Source organism: Streptomyces sp. NPDC002698, assembly GCF_042888945.1.
GTDB lineage: Bacteria > Actinomycetota > Actinomycetes > Streptomycetales > Streptomycetaceae > Streptomyces.
In genome coordinates this window covers 23059-38249 of record NZ_JBIAQM010000056.1, presented here as the reverse complement: position 1 = coordinate 38249, position 15191 = coordinate 23059, and the positions used below count along the sequence as shown (strand labels likewise).

Genomic DNA, 15191 nt, shown 5'->3' with positions numbered 1-15191 from the left:
GCCGGTACATCGATGCCCGTCGCCACCGACGCCCACCCCTCACCCAACGGCGACGGGCTGATGCACCGGCACGGCCCCGACCCACCCACCGAACCCGCACCGCACCGCGAACGTCTTCGCGGCCGGCGCCCTGATCCGCCTGGCCGGAGCAGCGGTGATCACGACACCCCACGGGGCGGCAACCGACCCCCACCTATCCTGGCCGGAGACACCGCAGAGACCGAAGACACGCAGACACCGCAGACACCGCCAAGGAGCAGCCGTATGACCCCCGCCGCCGCGTCCCGTATCGCCGTCATCACCGGTGCAAGCAGCGGAATCGGCGCCGCGACGGCCCGGCAGCTCGCGGCCGAGGGCTACCGCGTCGTCCTCACGGCCCGCCGCAAGGACCGCATCGAGGCGCTGGCGGAGGAGATCACCGCGGCGGGCGGCCAGGCGACCGCGTACGCCCTGGACGTCACGGACCGCACCGCGGTCGACGAGTTCGCGACGGCGTTCAAGACGATCGGCGTGCTGGTCAACAACGCGGGCGGCGCACTCGGCGCCGATCCGATCGCGACGGGCGACCCGGCCCAGTGGCGCCAGATGTACGAGACGAACGTCATCGGCACCCTGAACATCACCCAGGCCCTCCTCCCGGCGCTCACCGCCAGCGGCGACGGCACGGTCGTCGTCCTGTCCTCCACGGCGGGCCACGGCACGTACGAGGGCGGCGGCGGCTACGTGGCCGCCAAGCACGCCGAACACGTGCTCGCGGAGACGCTGCGCCTGGAGATCGTCGGTACGCCGGTCCGGGTCATCGAGGTGGCCCCCGGCATGGTCAAGACCGAGGAGTTCGCCCTCACGCGCTTCGGCGGCGACACCGAGAAGGCGGCCAAGGTCTACGCCGGCGTCGCCCAGCCGCTCACCGCCGACGACGTCGCCGAGACCATCACGTGGGCCGTCACCCGCCCCAGCCACGTGAACATCGACCTGCTCGTGGTCCGCCCCCGAGCCCAGGCGTCGAACACGAAGGTCCACCGGGAACTGTGACAACGGACCAGTCACCTCCACCCCAGCCGCCGAAGCCACCACCCCCGGCCGGCGAACAGGCCCGCCTGGCCCTGGAGAAGAAGCGCGAACGGTACGTCTGGTACTACCTCGCGTACTTCCTCTTCGGCATCCACATCGTGGCCTTCGTCATGATCTACGCGGTCCTGTCAACGAAGTGACCCACCACCCGAGGACAACACCCCACCTCAGCAGCCCGGCACATAGCTCACACGGGTGAAGTCGGTCGATCACCCGCACGCCTTCCGAACGCCCGACCTAGGCTCGCGCCACAACATCAAACACGACGGCCCTCGGCCGGGACTGCCATCCCGGCCAAGGGCCTGACCAGCACGGAAGTGAGCCTTCCTGGTGGCTGAACGCGAGCCTAACGCGCTCCCCTGCGCTCCGGACGAAACCCGCAGCACGACAACAGAGTTCATGGATCTCGAAGTCCCCGACTACGCCTACATGTTCGGCTTCCTGCAAGCCGACGGACACCTCTCCAAGGGAACAGGCCAGAAAGGGCGCATGACCGTCGAGCTCAGCGCCCGCGACATCGGCATTCTGCGTGAGTTCCAACGCCTGACCCCGTACAACAGCAACATCAGCGAACGCACCCGGTCGACCAACTTCGCCGCCAGCCACACGTCCGCGATCTGGAGCCTGTGCGCCCTCGAAGCAAGGACGAAACTGAACGAACTCGGCCTGCCGTACGGCCGCAAGTCCAGGATCATCACGCCCCCTCGCGTCCCCTTCTCGCAACGCGACTATCTCCGAGGAGTGATCGACGCGGACGGCTCAGTGGGCTTCACCGCCAAGGGCTTTCCCTTCATCTCCCTCACCACGGCCAGCGCCGCCATCGGTGCCTATCTGTGTTTCTACGCGGGCAGGATCACCGGTGCCGAACGGTCTCTCAAGCGCAATGCCCGCGACGGCATCTTCAACATCCTGTACACGAAGGAAGCGGCCCAGGAACTGGGCGCCCATCTCTACTACCCGGGCTGCCTGTCACTGGACCGCAAGCGGACTGCCGCCGAGTCTCTCTCTACTTGGTCTCGCCCGGCCGACATGCGCGTAGCGCCCGATCGTCGTCGCTGGACACCATCGGAAGACCGACTGCTTCTGGCACTGAACAACGACGCCACGGCCGCCAAGGAACTCGGCAGGACCGAGAAGAGCTGTTGCGTCCGCCTTTGGCGCCTGCGGACCGGCAAGACACCTCTTCCGGCAGACGCCTGACCGACCGAACGGCGAGGCCCCGGACGGGGCCTCGCCGGCATCAGCCCTTCACACAGATGAACTGCTTCAGCTTCGCCACGACCTCCACGAGGTCGCGCTGCTGCTCCATCACCTGCTCGATCGGCTTGTACGCACCCGGGATCTCATCCACGACGCCGGAGTCCTTGCGACACTCCACACCCCGCGTCTGCTCCTCCAGATCCTTCGTCGTGAACCGGCGCTTCGCGGCGTTCCGGCTCATGCGCCGGCCCGCGCCGTGCGAGGCCGAGTTGAAGGCCTTCTCGTTGCCGAGGCCCTTCACGATGTACGAGCTGGTGCCCATCGAACCCGGAATGATTCCGAACTCCCCGCGGCCGGCGCGAATCGCACCCTTGCGCGTGACGAGCAGGTCCATGCCCTCGTACCGCTCCTCCGCCACGTAGTTGTGGTGGCAGGAGATCTCCGCCTCGAAGGTCGGCTTCGCCTTCTTGAACTCCTTGCGGACCACGTCCTTGAGGAGCGCCATCATGAGCGTGCGGTTGTACTTCGCGTACTCCTGGGCCCAGAACAGGTCGTTGCGGTACGCCGCCATCTGGGGCGTGTCAGCGACGAACACGGCGAGGTCCCGGTCGACCAGGCCCTGGTTGTGCGGGAGCTTCTGCGCGACACCGATGTGATACTCGGCCAGCTCCTTGCCGATGTTTCGGGACCCGGAATGGAGCGTAAGCCAAACAACACCCTCAGAATCGAACAAGAGTTCGATGTAGTGATTTCCCGCGCCTAGTGTTCCCATCTGCTTCACAGCCCGCTCCTGGCGGAACTTCACCGCATCCGCGACCCCGTCGAACCGCCCCCAGAAGTCGTCCCAGCCGGCGGTGGCCAGGCCGTGGAAGCCGTCCGGGGTGACCGGGGAGTCGTGCATGCCCCGGCCGACCGGGATCGCCTGCTCGATCTTCGAGCGGAGCCGCGAGAGGTCGCCGGGCAGGTCGTTGGCGGTGAGGGAGGTCTTGACCGCGGACATTCCGCAGCCGATGTCGACACCCACCGCCGCCGGGCACACCGCGTCCCGCATCGCGATCACGGAGCCGACCGTCGCGCCCTTGCCGTAGTGAACGTCCGGCATGACGGCGAGGCCCTTGATCCAGGGAAGGGTCGCCACGTTCTGGAGCTGGCGGAGCGCGACGTCCTCGACCGAGGCCGGGTCGGTCCACATGCGGATGGGTACCTGCGCCCCCGGCATCTCTACGTACGACATATCGTCCTCTATCCCCAGAAAAACAGCAGAAGTCTTAAATCGCAAAACCGGCGCCTAGGTCGACGTATGGGACAACGGACCGGCGTCCACGGCTGTGCGTGCGATACACATTGTCTCCAGGGGTCGCCCTCCCGCGGCAACCGAATAACCACAGGACACCCGGGCCGAAGCGCCGTCGGGAACCGTCGAGAGGAGCCTGACCGTGCAGCGGAAGGCGTATGTATCTGGCGCCGCCGTGCTCCTCGCGGCAGTGCTGGCGGGCTGCACGGGCGGTTCCGGCGTGGGGAGTTCGGCTCCGGACTCCAAGGGCGGCGACACGGGCACGACGGCCGCGGTGGCCCAGCCCGGCAAGTACCGCACCCTCCCGGAGGCGTGCGGCGCGGCCGATCGCGACACGCTCGACGCGCTGCTGCCCGGCATCCAGGAGACGACCGACGAGACCCAGCAGGAGAAGGCGTACGCGGGCGAGGCCACGCTCACGTACGACACGGACCGGCGCGACGGCTGCGACTGGAAGGTGGCCTCCGCCGCCGCCACCGATCACCTCTTCGTCGACTTCGAGCGCGTGGTCTCGTACGACAACACGGTGAGCGACGAGAGCAAGGCCGAGGAGCTCTACGCCGCCAGGCAGACGGCGGCCGACCTCCCGGAGCCCGCCGCGTCCGCGTCCGGCGGCGCCACCCCGAGCCCGAGCGGCAGCACCGTCGGCCCGACCGACGTCGCCGACGGTGCCGCCGGCGACGACGCCTCCGGCGCCCCTTCCTCCCCCGCCTCCCCCTCCGCCTCGCAGCCCCCGGCCGATCTCCAGCCGCGCGTACTGGACGACCTCGGCGACGAGGCGTTCCTCGACGACAAGCTGAGCACCGGCTCGTCGACGGCTCAGCAGCGCACGGTGACTGTGGTGTTCCGCACGTCCAACGTGATCGTGACGATCGAATACTCCGAGCAGCCGACGACTTCCGCGAACACCCCCGACAGCAAGGAAATGCAGGACAGGGCGCAAGAACTGGCCCAGGAGCTGGCCTCCCGGCTCAACGGCTAGCGGCCCCGCGGGTGCTGGGGGCACCCCGGCGCAAACCCCCCGAACGGGAACCGCCCTGGCGCCCCACCGCGTACCGTGGCCCCTCGGACCCGAGCGGTCGCACGCCCCATGTGCGGCCGTACCACGAGCGCCACGAGTGAAGGAACCATGCACCGACCAGTACAGCGAGCAGGCCGAGCACAGCGACTCACCCGCATCCTTGTCAGCGCGGCCGCCGTCCCGGTGATACTCGTCGTCGCGGGCTGTTCCTCGGACTCCGGCTCCGGTGACGACGCGCAGAAGGACGAGAGCGCGGCTCCGGGAGCGACGGTGTCCGAGAGCCCCTCGACCCCCGCCGTCCAGCCCGCCGCGTACACGACGTTGCCCAAGGCGTGCTCGGTACTGTCGAAGAAGACGCTGGACGAACTCATACCCAAGGGCTCCAAGTCGGGCAAGTCCGGCAAGCTGGACGAACCGAAGCAGCGCGGCAACTGCAACTGGACCAGCCTCGACAACAACGGGGTGAAGGGCTCGCAGTTCCGCTGGCTGAACGTGGCGCTGCTGCGTTTCGACTCGGACGCGCGCGGCTCGGGCGACGAACAGGCTCACGCGTACTTCCAGAAGCAGGTCGCGGCCGCCCAGACGGTGACGGGGGCGCTGGACAGCAAGTCCGCGCCGGTCTCCGGTACGGGCGACGAGGCGACGGCCGTGCGGTACGGCCTGAAGAAGAAGGAAGGCTCCTTCAAGCAGCAGACGATCGTGGCCCGCGTCGAGAACGTGGTCGTGACGCTCGACTACAACGGCGCCGGACTCGCGGGTGAGAAGACCCCGAACCCGGCCACGCTGCTGAAGGCGGCCGAGAAGGCCGCGAAGGAGGCGGTGGCCTCGGTGGCCGCCGCGAACGGGGACGGCGCCGCGGCGAGCACGGGCTCGCCGGATCCGGCCTCCTCGTCGAAGGCTCCGTCCTCCTCGAAGACGCCGTCGGCCTCGCCGTCCAAGAGCGCCGCCGGGAGCACGTCCAAGACCGGCTCCAAGAGCGCCTCGCCGTCACAGTCGGCGGCGAAGAAGAGCTGACCCGGCCACGACCGGAGACGGGGACCGATCCGGGGCTCCGGCAGACAAGTTCACGGGGCCCGGTTCCCTCCGGAACCGGGCTCCTTCCATACCGCGCATCCGTACGCCACACACATGTGCCACTCTGTTGCGCGCAACAACATGCAAGGGGAGGGGAGTACAGGTGGCCGCGCCCATACAGCTCACACGGATGCACAAGATTCTCATCGGCGTGGTTGTCGCCGGTGCGCTCGTCATCGCCGGAATCGGCTTCGCCGGTTCGTACGCGGCAGTCCGTGAGCTGGCGCTCCAGAAGGGGTTCGGGAACTTCTCGTACGTCTTCCCGATCGGCATCGACGCGGGTATCGGCGTCCTGCTCGCCCTCGACCTGCTGCTGACGTGGATCCGCATCCCGTTCCCGATGCTGCGCCAGACGGCCTGGCTGCTGACGATAGCGACGATCGCGTTCAACGGCGCGGCGGCCTGGCCGGACCCGCTGGGTGTGGGCATGCACGCCGTCATCCCGGTGCTGTTCGTGGTCTCGGTCGAGGCGGCCCGCCACGCGATCGGCCGCATAGCCGACATCACGGCCGACAAGCACATGGAGGGTGTCCGCCTCACCCGCTGGCTGCTCTCCCCCATCCCGACGTTCCTGCTGTGGCGCCGGATGAAGCTGTGGGAGCTGCGCTCCTACGAGCAGGTCATCAAGCTGGAGCAGGACCGGCTGGTCTACCAGGCCCGCCTGCACTCCCGCTTCGGCCGCGCCTGGCGCCGCAAGGCCCCCGTCGAGTCGCTGATGCCGCTGCGCCTGGCCCGCTACGGCGTGCCCCTCGCGGAGACGGCCCCGGCGGGCCTCGCAGCGGCCGGCATCGAGCCCGCGCTGCTGCCTCCGGCACCCGCGCCCGCACCGGTCCAGACGTCCGTCCAGGCGTCCGTCCCGGCCGCCGCCCCGGCGGCTCCCGAGCCTCTGGAGCTGGAGTCGAACGGAAGCGGCGAGCGGCAGCCGCAGGCCGAGTACGTCCAGCAGGGACCGGGTCAGGGCCAGGGGCAAGGCCAGGGTCCGTATCAGGGCCAGAGCCAGAGCCAGGGCCAGGGCCAGTACCAAGGGCAGGGCCAGGGCCAGTACCAGGGACAGGGCCAAGGCCAGTACCAAGGGCAGGGCCAGTACCCGGGCCAGTACCCGGGCCAGGGCCAGTACCCGGGGCAGCCGGAGGGGCCGGAGCTGAACCCCTGGTTCGCCACCCCCGACCCCCAGGAGATCCCGTACGACGGCGGCTACGACCCGTCGTACGGGACGGAGGAGCAGTACCAGCAGTGGTTCGCCGACCAGGAGGCGCAGGCCTACGAGCCCGGCCCGGAGGAGACCGGCACCTTCCCCATCCCGGCGGGTCCCGGCCGCACGCGCCAGCTGGGTGAGGGCGGCGGTCCCGAGCAGCTTCCCATCCCGTCCCCGCGGGAGGAGCAGTCACCGCTGGCCGACGAGAAGTCCCGCGAGGAGAGCTTCTACCAGGTGTTCCGCCAGTCGATAATGCCCGGCCAGGGACTGCCGACGAAGGGTGAGTTCGGCGGCAACGTCGAGGCCACGTACGGCGTGACGCTGACGGACAGCGAGCTGCGGCGCTACATGAGCCGCTTCCAGAACCGTTTCAACACGGAGCTGGAGGAGGACCACATCGCCTGAGCACGTCGGCACACGCGCGTGTGAGCGTGTGAGCGTGTACGAGGAAGGGGCGCCCGGTGATCAACCGGGCGCCCCTCCTCGTACTCCGTAGGGCCGTGTGCCGTTACGCGCTGAGCAGCTTGCGCACCCGGTCCTGTCCCACGGCCAGCAGCAGCGTGGGCAGGCGCGGCCCGGTGTCGCGGCCGACGAGCAGGTGGTAGAGCAGGGCGAAGAAGGTGCGCTGGGCGACCTTGATCTCGGCGGGGAGTTCCTTGGCGGTGGCGTCGGCGGGGAAGCCCGCCTGGACCTTGGGAACGCCGTAGACGAGGTGGGTCAGGCCGTCCAGGGACCAGTTCGCCTCCAGTCCTTCGAGGAGCAGGCGCAGCGATTCGCGGCCCTGGTCGTCGAGGGACTTCAGGAGCTCGGCGTCGGGCTCGTCGCGGACGACGGTGCGCTCCTCGGCGGGCACCTGGGTGTTGATCCAGGTCTCGGCCTTGTCGAGCCGGGGCCGGACCTCGTCCAGGGACGCGAGCGGGTTCTCGGGGTCGAGCTCGCTCAGGATGCGCAGGGTCTGGTCCTCGGCGCCGGCGGTGATGTCGGCGACGGAGGCGAGGGTGCGGTACGCCATCGGGCGGGGGGTCCTGGGCAGGTCCCCGGCCGCGGTGCCGACGGCACGGCTGTACGCGGCGGCGTCGGCCGGGAGGACCGAGCCGTCGGCGACCTTGCCGGCGAGCTTGTCCCACTCGTCGTAGAGCCGCTGGATCTCCTGGTCGAAGGCGATCTTGAACGACTGGTTGGGACGGCGGCGGGCGTACAGCCAGCGCAGCAGCTGCGGCTCCATGATCTGGAGCGCGTCGGACGCGGTCGGGACCCCGCCCTTGCTGCTGGACATCTTGGCCATGCCGGAGATGCCGACGAAGGCGTACATCGGGCCGATGGGCTGCTTGCCGCCGAAGATCCCGACGATCTGCCCGCCGACCTGGAAGGAGGATCCCGGGGAGGAGTGGTCGACACCGCTGGGCTCGAAGATCACGCCTTCGTAGGCCCAGCGCATGGGCCAGTCGACCTTCCAGACCAGCTTGCCGCGGTTGAACTCGCTGAGCAGGACGGTCTCGGCGAAGCCGCAGGCGGAGCAGGTGTACGACAGCTCGGTCGTCGTGTCGTCGTAGGCGGTGACGGTGGTCAGGTCCTTCTCGCACTGCCCGCAGTAGGGCTTGTACGGGTAGTACCCGGAGGTGGAGCTGCCGTCGTCCTCGGCGGCGGCGCCCGAGCCCTCGGCGGCCTCGAGTTCGGCCTCGTCGACCGGCTTCTGGCCCTGCTGCTTTTTGGCGGGGGCCTTCTTGGTGCGGTACTGGTCGAGGATCGCGTCGATGTCGCCGCGGTGCTTCATCGCGAACAGGACCTGCTCGCGGTAGGTGCCCGCGGTGTACTGCTCCGTCTGGCTGATCCCGTCGTACTCGACGCCGAGTTCGGCCAGCGCCTCGGTCATGGCGGCCTTGAAGTGCTCGGCCCAGTTCGGGTACGCGGAGCCGGCGGGGGCCGGGACGGAGGTCAGCGGCTTGCCGATGTGCTCGGCCCACGACTCGTCGATGCCCGCTACGCCGTTCGGGACCTTGCGGTAGCGGTCGTAGTCGTCCCAGGAGATCAGGTGGCGCACGGTGTGCCCGCGGCGGCGGATCTCGTCGGCGACGAGGTGCGGGGTCATGACCTCGCGGAGGTTGCCGAGGTGGATCGGGCCGGACGGGGAGAGCCCGGACGCGACGACAACGGGTTTGCCCGGGGCCCGGCGCTCCGACTCCTCGATGACCTCATCCGCGAAACGGGAGACCCAGTCGGTGGTCTCGGTGCTCTGAGCCACGATGCGCACGTCCTTCTTTCTCATACGCCGGTACAGCTGACGCGACCATTCTCCCAGCTCGGCCCTCAACCGCGAAAACGGCTTTTCACCGCGTGGGATACTGGCTTTCCTTGTACTCCCCTTGTCCTCAGAAAATCCGGAACCCGAGCAGAACGGCAGCCACTCCATGGCCTCGGTCACGTCCCTCACCGCTTCCGTCCATCAGCGCCTCGCGGACGCCCTCTCGGCAGCTCTGCCCGAGGCCGGCTCCGCGGACCCGCTGCTGCGCCGAAGCGACCGGGCCGATTTCCAGGCCAACGGGATCCTGGCCCTCGCCAAGAAGGCGAAGGCGAACCCGCGTGAGCTGGCGACGCAGGTCGTGGCCCGGGTCGAGTCGGGTGAGGTGATCAAGGACATCGAGGTCTCCGGGCCCGGCTTCCTGAACATCACGATCACCGACCGGGCGATCGTGTCGAACCTGGCGGAGCGGTACGCGGACGGTGAGCGCCTCGGGGTGCCCCTCGCGGCGAACCCGGGCACGACGGTGATCGACTACGCGCAGCCGAACGTGGCCAAGGAGATGCACGTCGGGCATCTGCGGTCCGCGGTGATCGGTGACGCGGTGGTGCAGATCCTGGAGTTCACGGGCGAGTCCGTCGTGCGCCGGCACCACATCGGCGACTGGGGCACGCAGTTCGGCATGCTCATCCAGTACCTGATCGAGCACCCGCACGAGCTGGACCACAAGGGCGGCGAGGTCTCCGGCGAGGAGGCCATGTCGAACCTGAACCGGCTCTACAAGGCGGCGCGGACCGTCTTCGACTCCGACGAGGAGTTCAAGACGCGGGCGCGGCGCCGGGTGGTGGACCTCCAGGCGGGTGAGCCCGAGACGCTGGCCATGTGGCAGAAGTTCGTGGACGAGTCGAAGATCTACTTCTACTCGGTCTTCGACAAGCTGGACATGGAGATCCGGGACCCGGACGTCGTCGGCGAGTCCGGTTACAACGACATGCTGGACGAGACGTGCCGCCTCCTGGAGGAGTCGGGCGTGGCGGTCCGCTCGGACGGCGCGCTGTGCGTGTTCTTCGACGACGTGAAGGGCCCGGACGGCAACCCGGTGCCGCTGATCGTGAAGAAGTCGGACGGCGGCTACGGCTACGCGGCGACCGACCTGTCCGCGATCCGTGACCGGGTCGTCAACCTGAAGGCCGACAGCCTGATCTACGTGGTGGACGCCCGGCAGTCCCTGCACTTCAAGATGGTCTTCGAGACCGCGCGCAGGGCCGGCTGGCTGAACGACGACGTCAAGGCCCACCAGCTCGCGTTCGGCACGGTGCTGGGCAAGGACGGCAAGCCGTTCAAGACGCGTGAGGGCGAGACGGTCCGGCTGGTCGACCTGCTCGACGAGGCGATCGACCGGGCGACGGCCGTCGTGCGGGAGAAGGCCGAGAAGGTGGGCCTGAGCGAGCGGGAGATCGAGGAGAACGGCCGGTACGTCGGCATCGGCGCCGTGAAGTACGCGGACCTCTCCACCTCCGCCGTGCGGGACTACAAGTTCGACCTGGACCAGATGGTCTCGCTGAACGGTGACACGTCCGTGTACCTCCAGTACGCGTACGCCCGTATCCGGTCGATCTTCGGCAAGGCCGGCGACAGGGCGCCGCTGGCCCACCCGGAGCTCGAACTGGCCCCGGCGGAGCGGGCGCTCGGTCTGCACCTGGACCGGTTCGGGGAGACGCTGGAGGAGGTCGCCGCCGAGTACGCCCCGCACAAGCTGGCGGCGTACCTGTACCAACTGGCCTCGCTGTACACGACGTTCTACGACCAGTGCCCGGTCATCAAGCCGGCTCCGGAGCAAGAGGTCGCGGAGAACCGCCTGTTCCTCTGCGACCTGACGGCCCGCACGCTCCACCAGGGCATGACCCTGCTGGGCATCAGGACGCCCGAGCGGCTCTGATCACGGCCTCGCGGAAGAGCCCCGCGGCCCCGGATCACCGGGGTGCGGGGCTCTTTCCCGTCCGGGCCGTGTTCACCGCCGCGAGATGAGAGAGCGGGCCCGCGCCGGACTGTCAGTGCCGGCCCCTACAGTCACCGGCATGGCGACCCTTCCCAATCCGCTGCCACGGCTGGCGGCAGACCCGAGCGGGCGCGCGCTCGGGCTTCAGCTCCCCGCCGGGAGACTCATCGACACGACCCACGACGGGACGTGGCACGAGCCACTGCTGTGGCATGCCGAGGAGCGGGCGCTCCCCGGCGGCTGGGCGGTTCTGTCCGCCGCCCGGACCGCGGGGCTGCTGCCGGTGCTGCTGGACGTGGGCGGCCCGCAGAACGGCCCCGAGGACTGGGAGTTGATGCCCGACGAGATGTCGTATCCCGGGGATCACGACGCCGAGGAGGTGCTGGCGGAGTTCTGGGAGGAGTACGCGGCGGACGAACCCGAACCGGGCCAGGACTACCCCGGCAAGGAGAAGGTCGTCGAGGTCTTCGGGGAACAGCCGGCCTTCGACGAGACGATCGCGCCGTACGGGCCCGTCTGGCCGGGCCGGGCCGCCGCGACCCCGCTCGACGCGGATCCGGACGCCCGCGCCGCCGAGATCGCCGACTCTCTGGCACGGTCCGGCTCCTGGCTGAAGCAGCCCCGGATCGCCCTGGTCCCGGCGCGCCGCAGCGCGGACATCCCGGCGGTGCTCGGCTGGGCGGGCGCGCTGAACCACGAGAACGACGTGGCGCGCCTGTGCGCCGTGCTCCGCTCGTGGGAGGACCGCTTCGGGATACGCGTGGTGGCCCTGACCTTCGACCAGTTGGTGGTGTCCGTCGCGGCGCCGCCGACGACCGTGGCGGAGGCCGAGGCGGTCGCCGCCGAGCACTTCGCCTTCTGCCCGGACAACATCACCCAGGGCCACCACACGACCCTGCGCGAGTACGCCGAGCAGGAGGTGCTGAACGAACGGGTGTGGTCCTTCTGGTGGGACTGAGCGGTTCGTCCGGCCGTCGGGAAATTCCTCGGTCCGAAACGGGAACTCGAAAGCGGGCTTCGGCGGACAACGGGTGACCCTGCCCCTCTTCGAGGAGATCCATGAGCCTGAGAGGCGACCGATGACCGTCTCACCGAGCGTCGGAGTCCACCGTCCGCCCGGGGCCTCGGCCACCGACACCGGCTCGGACTCCGGTGCCGGTGCCGGTGCGGGCACGAGCGCGGACGGCGACTCCGACGCCTCGGTGATCGAGCGGTCCTGGGACGAACCCGACGTGTTCGCCGAGCTGTTCCACCGCTACGCCGACGACGTCCACCGGTACGCGGCCAGGCGGCTCGGCACCGAGGCGGCCGACGATCTGATGGCCGAGACCTTCGTGATCGCCTTCCAACGGCGCCGCCGTTACGACCTGTCGAGGCCGCACGCGCGCCCTTGGCTGTACGGCATCGTCACGCGTCTGATCGGCGGGCACCGGCGGGCCGAGGCACGGCGTCTGCGGGCGCTGGCGCGGGTCGTCTCCACAGATCCCGCCGACGGGGGCGGCGACGAGCCGCTGGCGGAGCGGGTGGCCGCCCGGATCAGCGCCGAGGGCACGCGCGGCGCCCTGTCGGCGGCTCTGGCGAAGCTGCCCGCGCGCCACCGGGACGTCCTGCTGGTGATCGCCTGGGGGGATCTCGACTACGCGGAGGCCGCCGAGGCCCTGGGCATACCGGTGGGCACCGTGCGCTCACGGCTGCACCGGGCCCGGAAGAAACTGCGCGAAGCACTGGGCGGGTCGGATCCCACAGCCTTTCGAGAGGAACAGGAGGAACCCCGCCGTGGATGACCTCAGCCTTGTACGCGACCTCGCGGCCGACCAGGCCGCACCGACCGACCGGGCGCGCGCCGTCGCCTTCGCCCGGTTGCAGACCGCCATCGGCGAGGAGACCGGCGACGGGAGCGGAGCCCTCGCGCGGCAGCGTCCGCTGTCCCGGCGGCTGGTGTTCCGCGCGGCGATCGCGGCCACCGGCACCGCGGCGGTGGCCGGCACGACACTCCTCGCCGTTCGCGCCGGGGGACCGCAGTTGACCGCGCTCAACGCCGCCCAGGTGCTGCGCAGGGCCGCGGACCGGTCACGTGCGGACGACAACGGTATGCCGATCCCTCGCGACGACCAGTACATGTACTCGAAGGAGATCACCCATCGGACCTACGACCGGCGCGGGCGGAAGATGCGGCTCGTCGACGAGTGCTGGTTGTCGGTGGACGGCTCCAAGACCACCCGCTACATCTACAACGGCAGGATTCAGGACGACCCGCCACTGGGCAAGCATCAGGTGCAGTCGATCCCCCTCCAGTACGCGAAGCTGAAGAAGTGGCCGACCGACCCGGACGAGCTCCTCAAGGCGTTCCGGCGCGGCGGGGACCCTGCGAAGGATCCGCAGGTGGACCTGGGGGCGTACTTCGAAGCGTGCATGTTCCTGCGGGGTCCCCGGGTCCTGCCTCCGGGACTGCGGGCCGCCGCCTTCGAGGCCCTCTCGAAGATGACCGCCATCAGGATCGACCACGACCGGGTGAACGCGCTCGGCCGGCACGGCATAGGGGTCTCCTACCCCAGGGCGGCGATCGGTTTCGTCTTCGACTCGAAGACCTACGCCTACCTCGGGATATTCGAGCGGGGAATCTCGGACAAGAACGGGGGGTTCTCGCAGGTCAGAGGCGTCGTGGTGCAAGGGGTGGTGGACAGGATCGGCCAGGTCCCGGCCGGCCGGGACACGGTCCGGACGACTCCCTCCGCCTCCACGTCCCCGTCCCCGTCCCCGAGCGACGCGACCCCGTCCACGTCCCCCGGCTCCGCGACCCCGTCTTCTGCCTCCCCGCCCCCGTCCCCCAGCTCGGCAACCCCGACCCCGTCTCCCACCTCCGTCACCCCGTCCCCTACCTCTCCTTCCGCAACCCCGTCCCCAGCCTCCGCAAGCCCTCGGTGATCTCCTCCGGCGTCTGGGTGACGAAGCACAGGCGCAGGGTCGACGTCTCCGGTGTGCCCGCGTAGAAGGGCGCGCCGGGGACGTAGGCCACGCCCTGGTCCACCACCGGGCGGAGCAGGGCCGTGGTGTCGTAGCGCCCGGGCAGACGGGCCCAGAGGAACATGCCGCCTTCCGGGCGGGTCCAGGTGGATCCGGCCGGGAGGGCGGCGGCAATGCCCGCGAGCATGGCGTCACGCCGTTCGCGGTAGACGGCCGCGACCTGGACCACGTGGGAGTCCAGGTCGCGGTCGGCCAGATAGCGGGCGGCGGCGAGCTGGTTGACGGTCGGGGTGTGCAGGTCGGCGGCCTGCTTGGCGACGGCGCACGCGCGCCGCAGTGCCGCGGGTGCCCGCAGCCAGCCCAGCCGCAGGCCGGGGGCCATCACCTTGGAGAACGAGCCGAGGAGGACGGTCCGGTCCCCGGCACCGTCGTGGGAGGCGATCCACGGAACCCGCTCGCCCTCGAAGCGCAGCTCTCCGTACGGGTCGTCCTCGACGATCCACAGGCCGTGCGCGGCGGCGGCACGGGCGACGGCGGCCCGCCTGTCGGCCGGCAGGGTGCGTCCGGTCGGGTTCTGGAAGGTGGGGACGGTGTAGAGCAGCTTCGGGCGCTCGCGGGCCACGAGTTCGCCGAGGGCGTCGGGATCGATGCCCTCGTCGTCGCCCGGCACGGGCAGCACGCGCGCGCCCGCGAAGGCGAACGCCTGAAGTGCCGCCAGATAGCAGGGGCTTTCGACCAGAACGGTGTCGCCGGGTTCGAGCAGGGCGGTGGCGAGCAGCGACAGGGCCTGTTGCGAGCCGGTGGTGACGAGGATGTCGTCCGGCCCGGTGGGCAGTCCGCGCGCGCTCGTGCGGTCGGCGAGAGCAGCCCGCAGCGTCGGTTCGCCCTCGGTCGTCGAGTACTGAAGGGCCCGTTCGGGTTCCTCGGCGAGGACGTCCCGGAACGCGGCCGCGATGCCGTCCGCGTCGAACAGTTCCGGGGCGGGCAGCCCGCCCGCGAAGTTGATCACCTCGGGGCGTGCGGTGACCGCGAGGATGTCCCGTACCGGCGAGCCGCCGATCGCGGTGGCTCTCGCGGCGAGCGGGGGCACGGGTGCGGTCGTGGCGGCGGGTTCGGTGACGGTCACGGTGACGG

General features: G+C 69.9%; 13 protein-coding genes. 10 read left to right on the top strand and 3 right to left on the bottom strand.

Annotated features, from left to right (window positions below):
* The first annotated feature begins 264 nt into the window (after positions 1–264).
* From ACFYW9_RS38815 to ACFYW9_RS38805, 3 genes are all read left to right on the top strand, one after another.
* Positions 265–1032, top strand: a complete 768-nt coding sequence (locus ACFYW9_RS38815; protein ID WP_385401763.1) for an SDR family NAD(P)-dependent oxidoreductase — start codon at positions 265–267, stop codon at positions 1030–1032.
* Positions 1029–1211 carry a hypothetical protein gene (locus tag ACFYW9_RS38810; RefSeq protein ID WP_389159755.1) on the top strand — a complete coding sequence of 61 codons (183 nt, stop codon included), beginning with the start codon at positions 1029–1031 and terminating at the stop codon, positions 1209–1211. The genes ACFYW9_RS38815 and ACFYW9_RS38810 overlap by 4 nt, the downstream gene beginning before the upstream one ends.
* A gap of 259 nt (positions 1212–1470) precedes the next feature.
* Positions 1471–2271: a hypothetical protein gene (locus ACFYW9_RS38805; protein ID WP_389159754.1), complete on the top strand. Its 801-nt coding sequence runs from the start codon at positions 1471–1473 to the stop codon at positions 2269–2271.
* 40 nt (positions 2272–2311) lie between these two features.
* On the opposite strand, the gene ACFYW9_RS38800 is transcribed toward ACFYW9_RS38805, so the two are convergent.
* A complete protein-coding gene (locus ACFYW9_RS38800) occupies positions 2312–3505 on the bottom strand; it encodes an RtcB family protein (RefSeq protein WP_389159753.1) in 1194 nt (397 codons plus the stop codon).
* Between the two features lie 202 nt (positions 3506–3707).
* Between ACFYW9_RS38800 and ACFYW9_RS38795 the strand changes: the two genes are divergently transcribed.
* The 3 genes from ACFYW9_RS38795 to ACFYW9_RS38785 all read left to right on the top strand — a co-directional run bounded on the left by ACFYW9_RS38795 (position 3708) and on the right by ACFYW9_RS38785 (position 7260).
* Positions 3708–4547 (top strand): DUF3558 domain-containing protein, encoded by an 840-nt coding sequence (locus ACFYW9_RS38795; protein WP_389159752.1) that lies wholly within the window; start codon positions 3708–3710, stop codon positions 4545–4547.
* Between the two features lie 147 nt (positions 4548–4694).
* Entirely contained in the window at positions 4695–5600 is a 906-nt protein-coding gene (locus ACFYW9_RS38790) for a DUF3558 domain-containing protein (protein ID WP_389159751.1), read from the top strand.
* A gap of 163 nt (positions 5601–5763) precedes the next feature.
* The gene (locus ACFYW9_RS38785; RefSeq protein ID WP_389159750.1) at positions 5764–7260 is read left to right on the top strand and encodes a DUF2637 domain-containing protein; all 1497 of its coding nucleotides are present in this window, start codon (positions 5764–5766) and stop codon (positions 7258–7260) included.
* Positions 7261–7363: 103 nt separating this feature from the next.
* Here the strand turns inward: ACFYW9_RS38785 and lysS are convergent, their stop codons facing one another.
* The gene (gene lysS, locus ACFYW9_RS38780; protein ID WP_351875769.1) at positions 7364–9106 is read right to left on the bottom strand and encodes a lysine--tRNA ligase; all 1743 of its coding nucleotides are present in this window, start codon (positions 9104–9106) and stop codon (positions 7364–7366) included.
* Between the two features lie 157 nt (positions 9107–9263).
* Between lysS and argS the strand changes: the two genes are divergently transcribed.
* The 4 genes from argS (at position 9264) to ACFYW9_RS38760 (ending at position 14018) form a co-directional block, all read left to right on the top strand.
* The gene (gene argS / locus ACFYW9_RS38775; protein WP_389159757.1) at positions 9264–11033 is read left to right on the top strand and encodes an arginine--tRNA ligase; all 1770 of its coding nucleotides are present in this window, start codon (positions 9264–9266) and stop codon (positions 11031–11033) included.
* Between the two features lie 139 nt (positions 11034–11172).
* Positions 11173–12051, top strand: coding sequence for a DUF4253 domain-containing protein (locus tag ACFYW9_RS38770; protein ID WP_389159749.1), 879 nt, complete (start codon positions 11173–11175; stop codon positions 12049–12051).
* A 121-nt stretch (positions 12052–12172) separates the two neighbouring features.
* On the top strand, positions 12173–12877 hold the full coding sequence (locus ACFYW9_RS38765) for an RNA polymerase sigma factor (RefSeq protein WP_389159748.1): 705 nt from the start codon (positions 12173–12175) through the stop codon (positions 12875–12877).
* A complete protein-coding gene (locus ACFYW9_RS38760; protein WP_389159747.1) occupies positions 12870–14018 on the top strand; it encodes a CU044_5270 family protein in 1149 nt (382 codons plus the stop codon). The genes ACFYW9_RS38765 and ACFYW9_RS38760 overlap by 8 nt, the downstream gene beginning before the upstream one ends.
* Here ACFYW9_RS38760 and ACFYW9_RS38755 read toward each other — a convergent pair.
* Positions 13969–15183, bottom strand: coding sequence for a PLP-dependent aminotransferase family protein (locus tag ACFYW9_RS38755; protein WP_389159746.1), 1215 nt, complete (start codon positions 15181–15183; stop codon positions 13969–13971). The genes ACFYW9_RS38760 and ACFYW9_RS38755 overlap by 50 nt on opposite strands.
* Between the last annotated feature and the right edge of the window lie 8 nt (positions 15184–15191).